Annotated in this window: 15 protein-coding genes; 5 read left to right on the top strand and 10 right to left on the bottom strand. The window is 69.6% G+C overall.

All coding sequences use genetic code 11. The annotated features are described in order from the left end of the window. The first annotated feature begins 8 nt into the window (after window positions 1-8). The gene (locus tag test1122_RS23325; RefSeq protein ID WP_232271135.1) at window positions 9-365 is read left to right on the top strand and encodes a VOC family protein; all 357 of its coding nucleotides are present in this window, start codon (window positions 9-11) and stop codon (window positions 363-365) included. An 11-nt stretch (window positions 366-376) separates the two neighbouring features. Here test1122_RS23325 and test1122_RS23320 read toward each other — a convergent pair whose 3' ends face one another. Continuing rightward, complete coding sequence (locus tag test1122_RS23320) at window positions 377-1,300, bottom strand: NADP-dependent oxidoreductase (RefSeq protein WP_232271134.1); 924 nt, start codon at window positions 1,298-1,300, stop codon at window positions 377-379. Between the two features lie 232 nt (window positions 1,301-1,532). Between test1122_RS23320 and test1122_RS23315 the strand changes: the two genes are divergently transcribed. Next, window positions 1,533-1,955, top strand: a complete 423-nt coding sequence (locus test1122_RS23315) for a CBS domain-containing protein (RefSeq protein ID WP_232271133.1) — start codon at window positions 1,533-1,535, stop codon at window positions 1,953-1,955. Between the two features lie 112 nt (window positions 1,956-2,067). On the opposite strand, the gene test1122_RS23310 is transcribed toward test1122_RS23315, so the two are convergent. The 5 genes from test1122_RS23310 to test1122_RS23290 form a co-directional block, all read right to left on the bottom strand. Beyond that, window positions 2,068-4,077 carry a S9 family peptidase gene (locus test1122_RS23310; RefSeq protein WP_232271132.1) on the bottom strand — a complete coding sequence of 670 codons (2,010 nt, stop codon included), beginning with the start codon at window positions 4,075-4,077 and terminating at the stop codon, window positions 2,068-2,070. A gap of 12 nt (window positions 4,078-4,089) precedes the next feature. Then, a complete protein-coding gene (locus test1122_RS23305; RefSeq protein WP_232271131.1) occupies window positions 4,090-5,481 on the bottom strand; it encodes a M20/M25/M40 family metallo-hydrolase in 1,392 nt (463 codons plus the stop codon). Further along, window positions 5,474-6,304, bottom strand: a complete 831-nt coding sequence (locus test1122_RS23300) for a M55 family metallopeptidase (protein WP_232271130.1) — start codon at window positions 6,302-6,304, stop codon at window positions 5,474-5,476. The genes test1122_RS23305 and test1122_RS23300 overlap by 8 nt, the downstream gene beginning before the upstream one ends. A 135-nt stretch (window positions 6,305-6,439) precedes the next feature. Beyond that, window positions 6,440-8,761, bottom strand: coding sequence for an MFS transporter (locus test1122_RS23295; protein ID WP_232271129.1), 2,322 nt, complete (start codon window positions 8,759-8,761; stop codon window positions 6,440-6,442). A gap of 225 nt (window positions 8,762-8,986) precedes the next feature. Then, entirely contained in the window at window positions 8,987-9,433 is a 447-nt protein-coding gene (locus test1122_RS23290) for an SRPBCC family protein (protein ID WP_232271128.1), read from the bottom strand. A gap of 150 nt (window positions 9,434-9,583) precedes the next feature. Here test1122_RS23290 and test1122_RS23285 point away from each other — a divergent pair, with 150 nt between their 5' ends. Beyond that, a complete protein-coding gene (locus tag test1122_RS23285) occupies window positions 9,584-10,612 on the top strand; it encodes an Rv2578c family radical SAM protein (RefSeq protein WP_232271127.1) in 1,029 nt (342 codons plus the stop codon). 215 nt (window positions 10,613-10,827) lie between these two features. After that, window positions 10,828-12,078 carry an alkaline phosphatase family protein gene (locus tag test1122_RS23280; protein WP_232271126.1) on the top strand — a complete coding sequence of 417 codons (1,251 nt, stop codon included), beginning with the start codon at window positions 10,828-10,830 and terminating at the stop codon, window positions 12,076-12,078. 644 nt (window positions 12,079-12,722) lie between these two features. Here the strand turns inward: test1122_RS23280 and test1122_RS23275 are convergent. After that, window positions 12,723-14,222: a SulP family inorganic anion transporter gene (locus test1122_RS23275; protein WP_232271125.1), complete on the bottom strand. Its 1,500-nt coding sequence runs from the start codon at window positions 14,220-14,222 to the stop codon at window positions 12,723-12,725. A gap of 373 nt (window positions 14,223-14,595) precedes the next feature. Here test1122_RS23275 and test1122_RS23270 point away from each other — a divergent pair, with 373 nt between their 5' ends. Beyond that, window positions 14,596-14,994: a MerR family transcriptional regulator gene (locus tag test1122_RS23270; protein ID WP_232271124.1), complete on the top strand. Its 399-nt coding sequence runs from the start codon at window positions 14,596-14,598 to the stop codon at window positions 14,992-14,994. Between the two features lie 51 nt (window positions 14,995-15,045). Here the strand turns inward: test1122_RS23270 and test1122_RS23265 are convergent, their stop codons facing one another. From test1122_RS23265 to test1122_RS23255, 3 genes are read right to left on the bottom strand one after another with little or no spacing between them, the layout of a single operon-like run. Further along, entirely contained in the window at window positions 15,046-15,831 is a 786-nt protein-coding gene (locus test1122_RS23265; RefSeq protein WP_232271123.1) for an NADH-quinone oxidoreductase subunit E, read from the bottom strand. An 11-nt stretch (window positions 15,832-15,842) separates the two neighbouring features. Next, window positions 15,843-17,432, bottom strand: coding sequence for a peptide chain release factor 3 (locus test1122_RS23260; RefSeq protein ID WP_232271122.1), 1,590 nt, complete (start codon window positions 17,430-17,432; stop codon window positions 15,843-15,845). After that, window positions 17,429-17,869, bottom strand: a complete 441-nt coding sequence (locus test1122_RS23255) for a MerR family transcriptional regulator (protein ID WP_232271121.1) — start codon at window positions 17,867-17,869, stop codon at window positions 17,429-17,431. Before test1122_RS23255 ends, test1122_RS23260 begins: the two co-directional genes overlap by 4 nt. Window positions 17,870-17,934 lie beyond the last annotated feature (65 nt).

The raw sequence follows: 17,934 nt of genomic DNA, 5'->3' as shown, positions 1-17,934 counted from the left end.
TCGGGCCCATGGACATCCTGGGAACATCACTGCGTGTGTGCGTCGACGATCTGGACTCCGCGATCGCGGTGTACGAACGCCTGACCGGGGCCGAGGCGATGCGTTTCGAGAGCGGTCCGGTGTCGGCCGCCGCGGTCGGCCCCTTCATTCTGATGACCGGGCCCGCCGGGCATCTGGAGGTACTACGCAAGATCACAGCCACCCTGGCGGTCCGGGACGCGGATACGGCGGTGGCTGAACTCAAGGCGGTCGGCGCCGACATCATCGCCGGTCCGCAACCCACCCCGATCGGCCGCAGCGTGGTGGCCCGCCACCCGGACGGCTCCATCTTCGAGTACGTCGACCGTCCGGGAGCGGGCGGCTAGAAGATGTCCGGTCAGCTCACCTTCAGGACGAGCTTGCCCCGGGTGCGGCCCTGCTGGCTGAGCCGCCAGGCCTCGGCGGCATCGGCCAGCGGCAGCGCACGCTCCACGCTGATGGTCAGCTTGCCGGCGTCGGCGAGATCCCCGAGCGCGGTGAGGCCGCCCGCGTCAGGCCGTACGAAGAGGTACTTCCCGCCCTTGGCGGTGACCTCGGGGTCGACGACGGACAGCACCCGCTCCGGCTTCTTGAGCACCTGCTGCGAGACCTCGACCGCGCCGCCCCCGGCGAAATCGAGGGCCGCGTCCACACCCGCCGGGACCAGCTCCCGGACCCGGTCGGCGAGCCCTTCGCCGTAGGTGACGGGCTCGGCGCCAAGTCCGCGCAGGAAGTCATGGTTACGCTCGCTGGCGGTGCCGATCACCCGGGCCCCGCGCGCCACGGCGATCTGCACGCCCAGTGAACCGACGCCGCCCGCCGCGGCGTGCACCAGCACGGTGTCCCCCGCACCGACAGCGAGCCGGTCCAGGGACTGCAGGGCGGTCAGCCCGGCCAGCGGCAGTCCGGCGGCCTGCGACCAGTCGAGTGCGGCGGGCTTACGGGCCACGTGCCGCACATGCGCGGCGACCAGCTCGGCGTAGGTGCCGTGCTGGACCTCGTCCTTCCTGACATAGCCGATCACTTCGTCGCCGACAGCGAACTCGCTCGCGTCCAGCCCGGTCTGCTCGACCACTCCGGCCACATCCCAGCCGGGGACCAGCGGAAAGTGTGTCTCCAGCGCCGGGTCGAGATAGCCCGCGCCGATCTTCCAGTCAACGGGGTTGACGCCCGCGGCCTTCACCCGCACCAGGACCTGGTCGGGGGCGAGCTTGGGTTCGGGCAGCTCGGTGAGTTCCAGCGCGTCCGGGCCGCCGTAACTGTGCTGTGCGATGGCTTTCATACCCGCCATAACAGCGGTCCCGGCAAGCGCATTCCAGTTACTGCGACCGGTTACGCCGAGCCGTTGCTCCGACCGGGTGAACCGGGTGGCCGCGTCCGGACCTGATACCGCCGGGGCAGGTGGCTGCTGAGGGCGGCTCCGGTTGCCGGGCCCGCCGGGCCGGTGGACGATGAGGATGCCGTACGGAAGTCACCGTCCGGACACTCTGCCGGACACTCTGGAGGTACACGTCATGCCCACTGCCAAAGACATCATGCACCCGGGTGCGCAGTGGATTCCCAACACCGAGACGCTCGACCGCGCCGCCCAGCTGATGCGTGAGCTGGGTGTGGGAGCACTACCCATCAGCGATGTGAACGAGCGACTCTGCGGAATCGTCACGGACCGCGACATCGTCGTGGAGTGCATTGCCGGAGGACGCGATCCGTCGAAGATGACCTGCGGGGATCTCGCCAAGGGCACCCCCCGCTGGATCGACGCCAACGCCGATATCAACGAGGTGCTGCACGAGATGGAGGAGCACCAGATCCGCCGGCTGCCGGTCATCGAGAACAAGCGGCTGGTCGGCATGATCAGCGAGGCGGACCTCGCGCACCATCTGTCTGACGACAAGATCGCGGAGTTCGTTGAGAAGGTGTACGCGCAGCAGCGCTGAATCCCCACTCCCCAAGGTCCCGTCGGCCAGCTCGCGAACGATGTCAAGCTGGCCGACGTGGCGTGCGCCGCGCCCCGGTTACTTGCTCAATTCCGTCACGTGCTCAGTTCCGTCACTTGCTCAGTTCCAGGGCGGGTACGTCGTCCCGGCTGATCCCGAAGGTCTGGACGTAGAGGGAGAGCTCGGCCTCAACGGCGCGGGCGATGCTGTCGGCGCGGCGGAAGCCATGGCCCTCGCCCTCAAAGGCGATATACGCGTGCGGCACCTCGTGCCCGTCCACCGCCTCCAGGAAGCATTCGCACTGCGCCGGCGGGCAGATCACGTCGTCGAGCCCCTGCAGCAGCAGAAAGGGCACGCTGACCCTGTCCGCGTGGTGCACCGGAGAGCGCTCCCGGTAGCGGCCGGGGCAGCGCTCGTAGGGGCCGACCAGGGACTCCAGATACCGGGACTCGAAGTCATGGGTCGCATCGCCCGTCCATTCCGTGAGATCGAGGATCGGAAAGCTGATGGCCCCACAGGCGTACAGTCCCTCGGCGGCGGGCGAACAGAGCGAGACGGCGGCGGTCCAGCCGCCCGCGCTGCCACCACGGATGGCGAGCCGGGCACGGTCCGCACCGCCCTCATCGGCAAGGGCCCGGGCGACAGCGGCGCAGTCCTCGACATCGACCACACCCCACTGCTCCCGCAGCCGGTTGCGATAGGCACGGCCGTAGCCGGTGGAGCCGCCATAGTTGACCTCGGCGACACCGATGCCACGGGAGGTGAAGTAGGCGATCTCCAGATCGAGTACGAGCGGAGAACGCCCGGTCGGGCCGCCATGCGCCCAGATGGCATACGGCGGCAATTCACCGTCGGGGGCGGCGTGGTCAGGGTGGTGCGGCGGATACAGATGTGTATGGATCTCGCGGCCTTCGGGGCCGGTGAAGGTGCGGATCAGCGGCTCGGGATAGTACGCCGGGTCCACCGGATCCCGGTGCGCCTCGGCGAGTACCCGGCTGTGCCCGGTGCCGGTGTCAAGCTCGACGATCTCGTAAGCGCTGCGCGGGCTGGCCGCGATCCCCACCACCCGGGTGTCGTCGACCGCGAGAGCCGCACCCCACTCGGTCCATGGCCCCGGAGCGTCCACCAGCTCGCCGGTCTCCGGGTCCAGTATGGCCAGGGCCTTGGCGCCACGGCCGTGCAGCACGGCGACCGGGCCCCCGGCGAGCGGCAGGAACCAGCGCTGCCCGATGCGCCACAGCGCGTCGGCGAACTCCTCATCGCGCGGGCAGAGGTTGACCGGCGCGGCGCCCTCCGGGTCGACGCGGTGCAGATTCCACCAGCCGGAGCGGTCGGTGACGGCGAGCAGCGTGCCGTCGGCGGCCCACTCGATCTGGGCGATGGACTCCTCCGGGCCGCCCAGTACGGTACGCACCCGCTCCAGCCAGCCGTCCTCGGTGAGTTCCGCGAGACGTAGCTCGGTGCCGTCCCAGGGCATCCGGGGATGATCCCAGGCGAGCCAGGCGACATGCCGCCGGTCGGGGGAGAGCCGGGGCCCGGTGATGAAGTCATAGCTGTCGTCGGTCAGTTCACGCAGCCGCTCCCGGTCATCGGCGGCCGTGCCGTCCAGCGGTACGGCGGCGAGCACCCGCCGCACCTCAGTGGGCCGCTCACCGGTGAACTCCTCCAGTACGCACCAGACCTCACCGCGTTCCGGCAGAACCACCGGGTCCACCCAGCGCAGGCCGCCCCCGACCAGCGAGATGGGGGTCAGCGGGCGTGGTGGGCTGCTGGGGGTGTCCGGCTCGTACGCGTAGAGCCGCTGGTCGGCGAAGTGGACGAAGACCACCAGCGGTCCGCCCGCGGCCCGCTGGACTCCGGCCCAGGGCTGGCCGCCGTATTCGATGACCCGGCTGCGTACATTCCAGGGCGCGGGCAGCACGGACTCGGCGGCACCGCCCTCCGGGCGCAGCCGCATCAGCGCCCGGCGGCCGCCCTCCGCCGGGCGGGGCGCGGTCCACCAGAGCTCGCTGCCGATCGCCCCCAGGAACTCCGGCTTCCCGTCGTGGGCGGCGACGAGGTGCGCGTCGATCGGGGAGGGCCAGGTGCCGTAGGGGACGGGTGCTGAACGGGTCGTCGCCATCGGGTGCGCCTCCTAAAGGGCGAGCAGGGCGCGGTCAAGGACTCGGACGCCGAAATGCAGGGCGTCGACGGGCACCCGCTCGTCAACGCCATGGAAGAGGGCCGGGTAGTCGAACCCCTTCGGGAGCCGCAGCGGGGAGAAGCCGTAACCGGTGACACCGAGCCGGGCGAACTGCTTGGCGTCGGTGCCGCCCGGCATGCAGTACGGAATGACATGCGCGTCCGGGTCGAAGTGTCGCAGGGCCTCGCTCATCGTGGAATAGGCCGCGGAATCCACGGGCGCATGCAAGGGAGGCTCGCGGTGGTAGAACTCCCACTCGACATCGGGTCCGGTCAGCCGGTCCAGGGTGGCGGCGAACTCCTCCTCGAAGCCGGGCAGCATGCGGCCGTCGATATACGCGGTGGCGCTGCCGGGGATGACATTGACCTTGTAACCGGCGTTGAACATCGTCGGGTTGGCGCCATTGCGGATGGTCGGCTCGACCAGTGCGGCGGCGGCACCCAGGTTGCCGAGCAGGACGTCCACGTCAAAGCCGGGCGCGCCGAACGCGGGGGGTTCGAGCCCGTACAGCCCGGCCAGCTCGGTGAGCGCCGCCCGTACCGTGGGGGTGAGCCGGACCGGCCATGCGTACTCGCCGATGCGCGTCACGGCGGCGGCAAGACGGCTCACCGCGTTGGAGCGGTTGATCTTGGAGCCATGTCCGGCCCGGCCGTACGCGGTGAGCTTGAGCCAGGCGGTGCCGCGCTCCCCCGCCGCGACCGGGTAGAGCCGCAGGTCCTCGTCGGCGTGGTAGGTGAAGGCCCCGGATTCGCTGATGCCTTCCGTACAGCCCTCGAAGAGCTCGGGATGGTGGTCGGTCAGGAAGCCGGAGCCATAGTCGGCGCTGTCCTCCTCATCGGCGGTGAAGGCGAGCACGATATCGCGGCGCGGCCGCACTCCGGCGCGCGCCCAGGCGCGTACGAGGGACAGGACCATCGCGTCCATGCCCTTCATATCGACGGCGCCGCGTCCCCACACCACCCCGTCACGGATCTCCCCGGCGAAAGGGTGCGTGGTCCAGTCGTCGGGCTCGGCCGGGACCACATCGAGATGGCCGTGGACCAGCAGCGCGTCCGCCGACGGGTCCATGCCCTCGATCCTGGCGACCACATTGGTGCGGTCCCGGGCCTTCTCCAGCAAGGTGGGCTCAAGACCCACCTCGGCCAGCTTCTGCGCGACATACTCGGCGGCCGGGCGCTCGGCGCCGTCCCCGCCGCCATAGTTGGTGGTGTCGATGCGGATGAGCTCAGAGGTGTAGCTCACCGCCTCATCGAGCGCCCGCTGGTCAATGTGGGCGGCCTGTCCCGCCTGTCCAGCCTGTCCGGCCTGACCAGCCTGCACAACCTGCCCGGCCTGCTCAGCCATATGTCTCCTCCACTGCCGCCGAAACGAGCGTTGTGACCGCCTTGAAGCAGCGGATGCCCTCGTACATGGTCGGCGAGGTGTACACCACCCGCCGCTCCCCCACCTGCCGTACCCCGGGCACCACGGTGGCCGCTCCGGCCAGATGCTCGGCATCGAACTCCAGCGCCACCTCGTGCGGCTGTGTCACCGGCTCCTGCCGTACCGCAAGCGCGGCGGCGGCGCGGGCCGCAGCACGGATATCGGCGGCGGTACGGGCCGGGGCCCGGCACACGGCGGCGTAGCGGGAGACATAGTCCTTGACGGCGACCGTACGGGCGCCCGGCGCATACCCCTTGGCGTCCTCGCACGTCTTGTCGTCGCCGGTGACCAGCACCACCGGCACCCCGTACTCGGCGACCACCAGGGCGTTGAGCAGGCCCTCGCTGGCCCGGGTGCCGTCGACCCAGACGCCGGTGATGGAGTTGGCCAGATAGGTATGGGCGAGGACCCCTTCGGTGCCCGCACCCGTGTGGTAGCCCACAAAGGCGATGCCGTCCACATCCCCGTGCTGTACGCCCTCCACCATGCTGAGCGCCTTGTGCCGCCCGGTGAGCAGCTGGGCCCGGCCATCGAGCTGTTCCAGGAGCAGATTGCGCATGCTCCAGTGGGCCTCGTTCACCAGCACCTCATCGGCGCCGCCGGCGAAGAACCCGGCGATGGCGGCGTTCACATCGCCGGTGAACACCGGCCGGAAGCGCTCCCACTGTGCCGAACCCGGCAGCACATCGGCAGGCCAGGTGACCCCGGTGGCGCCCTCCATATCGGCGCTGATGAGGATCTTCATGCTCGGAACGTTACGCGTCCCTCCGATGTCACAAAAGCCTTAGGGCGGACTGTGACAGGTGCACACCTCTGTCAGTCAGCCATTCCGCCCAATGACCCGTCAGTTGAAACGGCGATTGAAACGGCGATACATGGCTCAGGCATCGTGGGCCAGTTGGAGGTCGTGCTCGGTGCGGCCGCCGCCCGCGATCTGAAGCACGGTGGCGACCGGCGGATAGCCCGCCGCGATGACGGTGTACTCACCGGAGGCGAGGTCCGCGAAGCGGAAGGTCCCGTCCGCGCCGGTGAGCGCCGTGTCCACCACATTGCCCGCCGCGTCCATCAGGGTCACCCGCGCGTCCTCGATGGGCCGTCCGGCGTCCTTGGTGCGCACGGTTCCGCGCAGCACCGCGCCACCCGCCAGTTCGATGTCCTGCTGGGTCTCGCGGGCGGCCTGTACGGTCACCGGGAGGGCGGCCGGGCGGTAGACGGGGGCGCTGGCGGCGAGGGTGTACTCACCGGCGACCAGGTCGGCCATCACATAGCCGCCGTCGCATCCGCTGCGCGCGGTGGCGACCACCTCGCCCCGTACATCGGTGAGCGTCACGGCCGCGTCCCGGACCGGGTTGCCCTCGGGGGTGAGCACGCTGCCCCCGAGCTGCCCGGCGCCGCCGAGGACGACATCGAGATCAACCGGTCGCTCGCCGACCGTAACGCTGACGGCCTGCGGCTGATGCCCGGCCGCCGCCGCGATCAGTACATACGACCCCGCGCCGGGCACGGTCAGCGCATAGCGGCCGTCCTCCCCGGTGGCGCTGCGGCCGATCTGCCCGCCGCCGCTGTCGATCAGGGTGAGCGCGGCACGCGGCACCGAGCTGCCGTCATGGTGCTGCACGGCACCGCACACCGGCACACCGCCGGAGGGGAGCGGCACCCCGCCGGTACGGGGCTGTGGGCTGCGGGCTTCCGGGATATGGGTGTGGGTGACCACCAGGGGTTTCTCCTTGAGCAGGAAGCTGAGCACAAGTCCGAGGACCAGCACGGGTACGAAGTAAAGGAAGATCTGCGGCAGGGCGCCAAAGGCGGTGACACCGACGACACCGGCCGAACCGCCCAGCTGCCGGGCGTAGTTGTGGGCGCCGGTGGCGGCGCCCAGATCAGCCGGGCGTACGGAATTCTGCATCGCCAGGATGAGCACGGGCAGCACCAGACCGATACCGATGCCCACGATGGCCAGCCAGGCGCCGTAGCCCACCCGTGGTGTTCCGGGCTCCAGCCGGGAGAGCAGCCACATGCCGACGGCCACGGTGCCGCAGCCAGGCAGGAGATAGAGCTTGTAGCGGCCGGTGCGGGCGATGAGCTGCCCGCAGGTGATGGAGGCCAGCATGACGCCGCCCGCCATGGGGAGTATCAGCAGCCCGGACTCGGTGGCGCTCGCGCCCTCGGTCAGCTGCAGATAGGCGGGCAGATGGCTGGCGACGCCGAAGAGCGCGGCCCCGACAAGGGCGCTGAGGACGCTGGTGACGGTGAAGACGGAGTCCCGGAACAGCCGCGGTGGGAGAATCGGTTCATCGGCTGTGTGCTCGATGACGAGGAAGAGCAGAGCCGTGACGACGGCGCCCGCGGCCAGGCCGAGCACAGCCCGGGACTGCCAGCCGTACTCCGTGACAGCCCAATGGGCCAGCAGAATCAGACAGCTGGTGGCGGCGGCGAGCAGCAGCGCGCCGGGCACATCGAGCTTGTGGCGGCGCGCGGGGCGCGGCAGTTTGAGGGCGAGGGCGAGGACAAGGAAGGTCAGCGCCCCGAGGGGGACGTTGGCGTAGAAGCACCAGCGCCAGGAGACATGGTCGGTGACAAAGCCGCCGAGCGCCGGTCCGGCGAGAACCGCGAGGCCGAGAGTGGCACCGATCAGGCCCATATGACGGCCGCGTGCGCGGGGCGGCACGAGGTCGGCCGTGATCGCCTGCGCACCGACCACAAGTCCGCCCGCGCCGATGCCCTGGAGAGCGCGGTACACCGTGAGCTCCTCTGTCGAGCGGGACCAGCCGGCCAGCGCGGAGCCGATGACAAAGACGGCGAGGGCGAACAGGAAGGGACCCTTGCGCCCGAAGAGGTCGCCGAGCTTGCCGTGGACCGGCAGCACGATGGTGGCGGCGAGCAGATACGAGATGAGGGCCCAGGACATCCCGTCCAGACCGTGGAGTTCACCGGCGGCCTTCGGCAGGGCGGTGGCGACGATGGTCTGGCCGAGCGCCGCCAGCAGCAGGGCGAGCAGCAGGGCGGGGAAGACCAGCCGGTTCCGGCGCGGGCCGGGTCGTGCGTCGGACGGTGAGACGGCTGACGGCACAGCCGGTGGCACAGGCGATCCCACCGGTGCCGTCGGAGGCGGCGGGGTCTTGTCTGGTCCGGGGATCTCCAGCGTCACCGCGACGGACGCAGGCGTCGGGCGCTCCTTCTCCAGCAGGTGGATCCCGCCCATTCACACTCCCCTTGTCAGGCCAGCTTCGCCCCGTATGGGCTGCTATTTCTCGCATTGCGCGACAAGGATGAGCAAGTCGGGCACTCCCTGCCCAACGGGCGGTCAAGTCCGTTGCCCGGGGCGCCTTTCCGGCCGCTCAGCTGCGGCTTTCAGCGGGGCAGTGGCACGCCGGGCGCACCACTGCCTTTGCCGGAAACCACCCGAACCGGTGAGTGGACCGGAGGGTTACTTCTCGACCTGGGCGGCGAGCTTGGCGAGCACCTCGTCGTAGATCCGGCCAAGTCCCCTGGGAGCGAAGGTCTTCTCAAAGAAGCCGCCGATGCCACCGGCGCCATTCCAGGTGGTGGTGACGGTCACCCGGGAGCTCCCCGCCGCCGAACCGGGGGTCACGGTCCAGGTGGTGACCATCGAGGAGTTGCGGTCCTTCTCCACGAGCTGCCCCTCCGTTGGCTCATCGACCTCAAGCAGACAGTCACGGACCCGCTTGCTGGTCGCCTGGAGCTTCCAGTGCACCAGGGTGCCCTTGCCGTCACCGCCCTCACGGACCTCGTACTCGCTGAAGTGGCCGGGGAGCAGCTTCTCGCGGGTGCCGCTGTAATCCGCGATGGCGTCGAAGACATCGTCCGGATCCGCCGCGATCTCACGCTGCGTAGTGGCCTCGACCTGCGCCATGACTCCTCCTGTGGTGATGCGTCGACCCATGGACCGTCGCTACGGGCTTCACAGTCATCCCACCACCATCACGCCACCCACCAAAATCCAGCTTGACACCGTTGATGGGAACAGATGTTCTATTCCTGAACGGCGACACGAGGAGGCACCATGCGCTGGGACAATCTGCGCGACGACGGCGACAGCGGCCCGGTCACGCTGTTCGGCACGGACGTCGTGACCCGTACCTTCGACACCCCCGAGTTCCGCGGGATCACCTTCCATGAGGTACGGGCGCGTTCGATCGTGAACCGGGTGCCGGGCGCCTCCCGGATGCCGTTCGAATGGACGGTGAACCCCTACCGGGGCTGCTCGCACGCCTGCGTCTACTGCTTCGCCCGCAAGACGCACAGCTATCTCGACCTGGACACCGGACTCGGCTTCGACTCCCAGATCGTGGTGAAGACCAACGCGCCCGATCTGCTCCGCCGTGAGCTGGCCGCCCGCCGCTGGCGCGGCGAGCACATCGCGATGGGCACCAATGTCGACTGTTACCAACGTGCGGAAGGGCGATACCGGTTGATGCCGGGCATCCTGACCGCGCTGCGCGACTACGCCAACCCGTTCTCCATCCTCACCAAGGGGACGCTGATCCTGCGCGACCTCGATCTGCTGCGCTCCGCGGCGGCGGTGACCGATGTCGGGGTCTCGGTCTCCGTCGGCTTCCTCGACGAGCCCCTGTGGCGCACCGTCGAGCCGGGCACCCCGGCGCCCGAGCGCCGCCTCGGCGTGGTCCGCACCCTGACCGAGCACGGCATCGGCTGCGGGGTGCTGATGGCCCCGGTGATCCCCTTCCTCGGCGACTCCCCCGCCCAGCTCCGCGCCACCGTCCGCGCCATCGCCGCCGCGGGCGCCACCTCGGTCACCCCGCTCACCCTGCATCTGCGCCCCGGCGCCCGCGAGTGGTTCATGACCTGGCTCACCGAGCACCACCCCGGCCTTGTACGCCACTACGAGGCGTTGTACGCCGACGGCTCCTACGCCCCCAAGTGGTACCAGCGCCGTATCACCCGCCAAGTGCACGAACTCGCCGCCGAGTACGGCATCGGCCCCTCCTCCCCCGGCACGGCCCGCCGCCTCCCGGACCCTGCCGAGGAGCCCGAGAGCACCTCAGGCTGCACCCAACTCACCCTGCTGTAGTCCAAGAAGCATCAGACCGGATCCCCCGCCGAGGACGCCTCACCGTCGGAGCCATCCCGCCATGGCAGCTCCGTCCGTTACGCCTGCGGTCACACAAACGTAGCCGACAGGACGGGAACGAATGTTACCGTCGCGTAGCGCTCGCCCGCTGATCGCAACGCCCCCATTCCCCACCCCTGTTGGAGGCATCCTTGTCCCGCCATGCCCAGTCCCGCATGTCCCGCCGTAAGCTGCTCGCCACCGTCGCAGGCGGCGCGGGCGGAGCCATACTCGGCGGCCTCGGGTTCGGCGCCCTCACCGCTGGCGCCGCCGAGTCGCGGCTGCGCACCTATGTCCTCGTGGTGGACGGGTGCCGACCGGACGAGATACGCCCGCTCCTCATGCCGCGCCTGTCCAAGCTGCGCGACACCGGCACGACATACCCGGGCGCCCAGTCGTTGCCGGTCATGGAGACCATCCCCAACCACGTCATGATGATGACGGGCGTACGCCCCGACCGGTCCGGAGTACCGGCGAACGCGGTGTACGACCGGGCGGAGAAGGCCGTACGCGATCTGGACCGGCCCGGCGACCTGCGGACCACCACCCTGTTCGAGCTGCTTCGCCGAACGGGCCGGACCAGCGGCACCGTACTGTCGAAGCGCTATCTGCACGGCATCTTCGGCACCCGCGCGGATGTGCAGTGGGAGCCCAGGCCGCTGCTGCCGCTCACCGGGCACGCACCCGACAACTTCACCGCCGACGCCGCCATCGCGATGATCGACAGTGCCGATCCTGACCTGATGTTCGTGAACTTCGGCGATGTGGACCGGGTCGGACACAGCGACCTCACCGGTACGACGCTTGAGCTGGCGCGCAAGGCCGCACTCGTCAACACGGATGTGCAGATCGGCCGGGTCGTCCGCCACCTCAAGGAGACCGGCCGGTGGGAGAACAGCGTGCTCCTCGTACTGGCCGACCACTCCATGGACTGGTCCATACCCACCCATATGGTCACCCTCGCCCCCGTCCTGAACGATGACCCGCTCCTCAAGGACCGGGTCGAGATCGCCCAGAACGGAGGCGCTGACCTGCTCTACTGGACCGGCCCAGCCAGCCAGCGCAAGCGGGCGCTGGCCCGGGCACGGCAGCTGGTCACCGCGGAGAAGGGGGTGCTGTCGGTCCACGACCCGGCCGAACTGCGCCTGGGCACCCACGCCGGAGACCTGGTCGCCTATGTCCGCCCCGGTTACCGCTTCTCCGACCCGCGCCCGCTCTCCAACCCCATCCCCGGCAATCACGGCCACCCCGCGACGCTGCCCATCCCCTTCTTCATCACCGGTGGCTCCAAGCGCATCCGCGCCGGCGCCGTCAGCGACGCTCCCGCCCGTACGGTCGATGTCGCCCCGACCGTCGCCGCCCTGTACAAACTGCGGGCCCCGTCCGGCGGCTGGGACGGCACGGCACGCACCGACGCCTTCACGTAAGAGGGCTCCGCTGCGTACTGGCCGGTGAGGTCGCAGCCCAGGGCGACCGCGACGGGGCCGAATGCGCTGGCGGCGACGGTGACGGTGTGGGCGCTGCCACGGATCGCGCCGAGGTGGGCGACGGGGCTGAGGCCGCGCTCACCGAGCAGGGCGATCTGGTGGAAGTTCAGGCCGGTGACGAGCATGCTGCTGGCGGCCAGACAGGCGGCTGTCGCCCAGAACATCCCGGTGCGCAGCACCTGCCGCAGCGGGCAGCCGCTGCCCTCGTGGGCGGCGGCTTGGCCGCCTTGCGGCGGTGTTCCGTCCACGTGCTGGCCCAAATCCGCGGGCCGGTTACGGATGCCCAGCAGTGCGATGGGGACCACGATCGCCCAGACGGCGAGCCGAATACAGCCCCGACCGGGGCCAGGGCGCTGAAGCCGGTGATCCGCCAGCCGGAGAAGCGGCGGCTCCCCGATACCGGTCCCCCAGCCCGCTGTTGGCCGACGGGGTTGGAGGGCGGGGAGTCAGCGGAGGTGCTCAGCGGATGCTCCTGGGGAGTGCGCGGGCCGGACCGGGGCAGTCAGGGCATGGTGTCCGGTCCGGCCGCGCGGTGTGAAGACCGCCCTTCCCGCGGCCCATGGCTGGCGGGGAGGGCGGTCGGCTCAGTGGCCGGCGGTGAGCTGGCCCGCCAGCTTCTCGTGCATCTCGGCGCTGGGCTTGTTGAGGCCGACGATGGTGACCTTCTTGCCGCGGGAGGCGTACTTGGTCTCGATCGCGTCCAGTGCGGCCACCGAGGAGGCGTCCCAGATGTGGGCGCTGGACAGGTCGATCACCACATCGTCCGGGTCGTTCTTGTAGTCGAACTGGTAGACGAGGTCATTGGACGAGGCGAAGAAGAGCTCGCCGGTGACCGAGTAGACGACCTGCCCGCCGTCGGGGTCAACGACCCCGGAGACCTGGGCCAGGTGGGCCACCCGTCGGGCGAAGGCCACCATGGCGGTGATAACACCGACGATCACGCCGATGGCGAGATTGTGGGTGGCCACGACCGCGATCACCGTCACGACCATCACCACGGTCTCACTGACCGGCATACGCTGCAGCGTCCTGGGGGCGACCGAGTGCCAGTCGAAGGTGGCGAAGGAGACCAGGATCATCACGGCGACCAGCGCCGCCATCGGGATGTTGGAGACGACGGGCCCGAAGACGACCACCAGGACCATCAGGAAGACACCGGCCAGGAAGGTGGACAGCCTCGTGCGGGCGCCCGCGGTCTTCACGTTGATCATGGTCTGGCCGATCATCGCGCAGCCGCCCATGCCGCCGAAGAAGCCGGTGATGACATTGGCGATGCCCTGACCGATGGACTCCCGGGTCTTGTTGGAGTGCTCGTCGGTGATGTCATCGACGAGCTTGGCGGTCATCAGCGACTCCATCAGACCCACCAGCGCGAATGCGAAAGCGTAGGGGGCGATGGTGGCCAGCGCGTCCAGGGTGAAGGGGATGTCGGGCAGGCCGGGCACCGGCAGCGCGGAGGGCAGCTCGCCCTTGTCGCCGACGGTCGGCACGGCGATGCCGGCCGCGATGGTGATCACGGTCAGGATGACGATGGAGACCAGCGGCGCGGGGACCGTCTTGGTGATCTTCGGGAAGAGGACCATCAGCGCCAGTCCGCCGACAACCAGCGGGTAGACCGGCCATGGCACATGGGTCATCTCCGGCACCTGGGCCAGGAAGATCAGGATGGCCAGGGCGTTGACGAAGCCCACCATCACCGAACGCGGCACAAAGCGCATCAGCTTGGCCACACCCACCGCGCCCAGCGCGACCTGCATCAGGCCGCCGAGGATGACGGCGCCGATGAGATAGCCCAGCCCGTACTGATGGTTGAGCGGGGCGATGACCAGCGCGATCGCCCCGGTCGCGGCGGAGATCATTGCCTTGCGGCCACCGATGACCGAGATCACCACGGCCATGGTGAAGGAGGCGAACAGGCCGACGCTGGGGTCGACCCCGGCGATGATCGAGAACGAGATCGCCTCGGGAATCAGCGCGAGGGCGACCACGAGACCGGCCAGTACCTCGGTGCGGAACACCTTCGGGGACGACAGAAAGTCCGGGCGGGACATACGCAGCCGGGAGGCTGTTGCTAGAGCGGACATGCATCCGTTTCTGTTCGGGCGCGCAGAGCGGCTGCGCGCGCATCGTGCGCGACTCCGGGACGGGAGTCCGGTCACATCGCGGCCGTCGTCCAGGACAGTGCGGGACCGGGAGTCGGTAGCCGCCGTGGGCTACCGGTCGGGCATCATTGCCCGAGAGGTCTGCGGGTGCCGCCGGGCCCCGTCGGGCCTTCGTTGCGGCTGGGCGGTGTTCCGCCCGTGAAACAGACTCTACCCTGACGTGAGGGATGGATGCGACCGGTGAGCTATGAATCACAGGTGAACAATGCTTCCGACCCTGTGATTCATCTCACTGGGCGGGGCTGTGCTTAGCGCATCCGAAAAGTGACGGCAACCAAGAGGAGAATGCGCGGCGATGACTCAGCGGCAGATGCAGATCGGCGAGGTGGCCGAGCGAACGGGTTTGTCGCTGCGCACGATCCGGCACTACGAGGAAGTGGGGCTCGTTACCCCCTCCGCCCGCAGCAAGGGCGGCTTCCGGCTCTACACGGAGTCCGATGTGGAGCGACTGATGGTGATCCGGCGGATGAAGCCGCTGGACTTCTCACTGGAGGAGACGCGGGACCTGCTGGAGATCACCGACCGGCTCTCCGCGACCGAGCCGCCTCCGGCGGCGGACCGGGAACGGCTGCGCGAGCGACTGGACGCCTACCGCAAGGTGGCGGACGCCCGCTGTGAGAAGCTGCGCGCCCAGCTCATTGCCGCCGAGGACTTCGCCGCGACACTGCGGCGCCAGCTGGACAGACAAGGCTGAGCTCAGAGGCCGACAGGTACCTGCGGAAGATGTTACGCGCCGAGGCCACGGTCAGCGCAGTTCCGCCGCCGGATCCGAGGCGAGCCAGCCGCGGGCGCCCCAGAAGTCGATGGCCCGGCAGACCGTGCTCAGTGCCCGCTGACCGGCCGGGCTGTTCCGGTCCTCCCAACGGCCGTCGAACCACTCAGCGAGGGCATGGGCGGCGCCTGGCTCATCGAGCGTGCTGAGCCGGTTGTACGAGCCGAGGTGGGTGCCGAGCAGCAGCATCGCGGTGTTGTCCACCTCGCCGGACGCCTCGGTGAGGAAGGCCTGGATCGCCTGCCGGACGGTGGGCACCTGAGTGTTGGCGGGCTTGGCCTTCGGCCGCTGCGGGGCCGGGCGGGAGGCGGGCTTGGCGGCAGGCTCAGTGGCGGGCTTCGCCGCCCGCGGCTGCGCGTCCGGCTCGGGTGCTGCCACCCGGGCCAGTGCGGGGCGCACGGACCGTACTGGCCGTACTGGCGCCTTGGCGTCACCGGGGGCGTGCAGCGCCGCGGAGACATAGGTGTCCGGCACCGGGACGTTCTCCGCAATGGACCGCTCCAGCGCCTCGGAGTCGCAGAACCGGCACAGCGGGAGCTGCCGCCAGCCGATGATCGAGAGCTGCGTGCCGCGCGAGTGCCGGGTCATCGCCTGCGGACGCGCCACGATGTCGGTACCGCCGCAGCTCGCACAGCGCGCACCGCCCCGCAGCCACACCGCGCCGCAGGCCCGGCAGGTCACCCGGATATCGCCCTCGAACGGCTCTCCGTGCAGTGCGTCGGACTCACCGCAGGAGGGACAGGTCAGGTCGTGCGCCATGGCTCGCCTCCCTACTCGTGAGCCGCGATAAGGGGTTCCAGGGGGGTGTCCGGGAACTCCCGCTCAAAGGAACTGATGTGCCAGCGGTTGGGGAAGAGCCCCAGATACGCACCGTCGCGGGTGCGGACCATCGCCTCACCATGGACCAGCCGGGAGCGGTTGAGCGCCTCGGCTCCGGCCTTGTCGGTGGCGCGGGCATGGCCGTACTGCAGCGGTTCCAGCCGGACCGCGGCGCCGAACTCGTTCTCCATCCGGTGCCGAACCACATCGAACTGCATGGGTCCTACGGCCGCCAGCACCGGTGCCTGCTCCCCGCGCCGCTCGGAGACCAGCACCTGGACGACGCCCTCCTCGTCCAGCTGCGCGATGCCGCGCCGGAATTGTTTGGAGCGGCCGATGTCCACCGGGCGTACCACCGCGAAGTGTTCGGGCGCGAAGGTGGGCATCGGCGGGAAGACGGCTCTCTTGTCCGTGTAGAGAGTGTCCCCGACGCGTAGCGCGGCGGCGTTGACCAGGCCGACCACATCACCGGGGTAGGCGGTTTCGACGGAGGAGCGGTCCTGGCCGAAGACGCTGTGTGCGTACTTGGTGGCGAAGGGCCGCCCGGTCGCCGCCCGGGTGACGGTCATGCCACGCTCGAAGATCCCGGAACAGACCCGCATAAAGGCGATCCGGTCGCGGTGCGAAGGGTCCATATTGGCCTGCACTTTGAAAACCAGCCCGGAGAAGGGGGCGTCGACCGGACGCTCTCCCCCGCCTTCCAGCGGGCGCCCAGCCGGTGCCGGAGCGAGATCGACGACCGCGTCCAGCAGGAGCCGTACCCCGATATTGCTCAGGGCCGCACCGAAGAAGACCGGGGTTGACTTGCCGGCCTCGAACGACTCCTGGTCGTGTTCGGCGCCGGTCTCGGCCAGCAGGTGCAGCTCCTCTGTGGCCTGTACCCAGTCCTCACCCTCCTCGGCGGCGGCGCGGTCGGCCTCGACCGTCTCCTCGAGGGCCTCCTTCGCACCGCCGGGGGCACGGGTGTAGCGCAGCATGCGGTCCGGGTCCCGGACATCGACGAGGCCGCGCAGATGGCCCGCGATACCGACCGGCCAGGTGACCGGCGTAGGCCGCAGCCGGAACTCCCGCTCGATCTCATCCAGCAGTTCCAGGGCGTCCCGGCCCGGCCGGTCCCACTTATTGACGAAGGTGATGACAGGGATGCCACGGTGGCGGCAGACATCGAAGAGCTTGCGGGTCTGCTCCTCCAGGCCCTTGGCCGCGTCAATGAGCATGATCGCGCAGTCGACGGCGGCCAGCACCCGGTAGGTGTCCTCGGAGAAGTCGGCGTGGCCCGGGGTGTCCAGCAGATTGAGCACCTGCCCCCGGTGACCGAACTGCAGCACCGCGGAGGTAACGGAGATGCCGCGCGCCTTCTCCATCTCCATCCAGTCGGACGAGACGCCCTTCCGGCTGCCCTTGCCGTGCACCGCGCCCGCCGAGGTGATCGCATGGGCGTGCAGGGCCAGGGCTTCGGTCAGCGTCGACTTACCCGCGTCGGGGTGGCTGATCACAGCGAACGTACGACGGCGCGCGGCCTCTTCAGCGGGCCCGCTCATCGCTTCCCGCCCGGAGCCGCCGACGCCTCCGCGAGGCGTGCCAGATGACCATGCAGCGAGCTGGCGAAGTCCTCCGCCTTCGCCAGCTCCTGGCGCAGGCCCTCGCACCTCGCGTCCGTTTCCTGCCAGAATTTCCGCAATGTCGCCACCAGTTCATCGTGCGCTTGGATATCAGTCCCGGACGCCGCCCGGTCCGTAGAGGGCAGCCGCTCCAGCACTCCCAACAACGACCGTACGTCCTCCAGGCAGAAACCGAGCGGCCGCATCCGGCGCACCACAGCGAGCCGCCGCACCTCCGCCTCCGTATAGAGCCGGAAGCCCCCCTCGCTGCGGGAGGTGGGGCCGATGATGCCGACCTCCTCGTAGTGCCGGATGGTGCGCAGGGACAAGCCCGTACGCTCGGACACCTCGCCGATCCGCATCAGCTGCCGCACCATCGCACCGCCTCTCCACCAGAACTCTACCCTCTCGTGAGGGTAGAGTTTCCCGCCAGGCGGCAGAG

It is taken from the genome of Streptomyces gobiensis, from assembly GCF_021216675.1.
GTDB classification, from domain to species: domain Bacteria; phylum Actinomycetota; class Actinomycetes; order Streptomycetales; family Streptomycetaceae; genus Streptomyces; species Streptomyces gobiensis.
Note: the sequence above shows the minus strand (reverse complement) of the source record. Positions and strands in the feature narration are given on the sequence as shown.

Excerpts from the sequence above, each read along its gene's own strand:
- test1122_RS23325 (WP_232271135.1), top strand. The coding sequence starts at position 9 with ATGGACATCCTGGGAACATCACTGCGTGTGTGCGTCGACGATCTGGAC.
- test1122_RS23320 (WP_232271134.1), bottom strand. The coding sequence starts at position 1,300 with ATGAAAGCCATCGCACAGCACAGTTACGGCGGCCCGGACGCGCTGGAA.
- test1122_RS23315 (WP_232271133.1), top strand. The coding sequence starts at position 1,533 with ATGCCCACTGCCAAAGACATCATGCACCCGGGTGCGCAGTGGATTCCC.
- test1122_RS23310 (WP_232271132.1), bottom strand. The coding sequence starts at position 4,077 with ATGGCGACGACCCGTTCAGCACCCGTCCCCTACGGCACCTGGCCCTCC.
- test1122_RS23305 (WP_232271131.1), bottom strand. The coding sequence starts at position 5,481 with ATGGCTGAGCAGGCCGGGCAGGTTGTGCAGGCTGGTCAGGCCGGACAG.
- test1122_RS23300 (WP_232271130.1), bottom strand. The coding sequence starts at position 6,304 with ATGAAGATCCTCATCAGCGCCGATATGGAGGGCGCCACCGGGGTCACC.
- test1122_RS23295 (WP_232271129.1), bottom strand. The coding sequence starts at position 8,761 with ATGGGCGGGATCCACCTGCTGGAGAAGGAGCGCCCGACGCCTGCGTCC.
- test1122_RS23290 (WP_232271128.1), bottom strand. The coding sequence starts at position 9,433 with ATGGCGCAGGTCGAGGCCACTACGCAGCGTGAGATCGCGGCGGATCCG.
- test1122_RS23285 (WP_232271127.1), top strand. The coding sequence starts at position 9,584 with ATGCGCTGGGACAATCTGCGCGACGACGGCGACAGCGGCCCGGTCACG.
- test1122_RS23280 (WP_232271126.1), top strand. The coding sequence starts at position 10,828 with ATGTCCCGCCGTAAGCTGCTCGCCACCGTCGCAGGCGGCGCGGGCGGA.
- test1122_RS23275 (WP_232271125.1), bottom strand. The coding sequence starts at position 14,222 with ATGTCCGCTCTAGCAACAGCCTCCCGGCTGCGTATGTCCCGCCCGGAC.
- test1122_RS23270 (WP_232271124.1), top strand. The coding sequence starts at position 14,596 with ATGACTCAGCGGCAGATGCAGATCGGCGAGGTGGCCGAGCGAACGGGT.
- test1122_RS23265 (WP_232271123.1), bottom strand. The coding sequence starts at position 15,831 with ATGGCGCACGACCTGACCTGTCCCTCCTGCGGTGAGTCCGACGCACTG.
- test1122_RS23260 (WP_232271122.1), bottom strand. The coding sequence starts at position 17,432 with ATGAGCGGGCCCGCTGAAGAGGCCGCGCGCCGTCGTACGTTCGCTGTG.
- test1122_RS23255 (WP_232271121.1), bottom strand. The coding sequence starts at position 17,869 with ATGGTGCGGCAGCTGATGCGGATCGGCGAGGTGTCCGAGCGTACGGGC.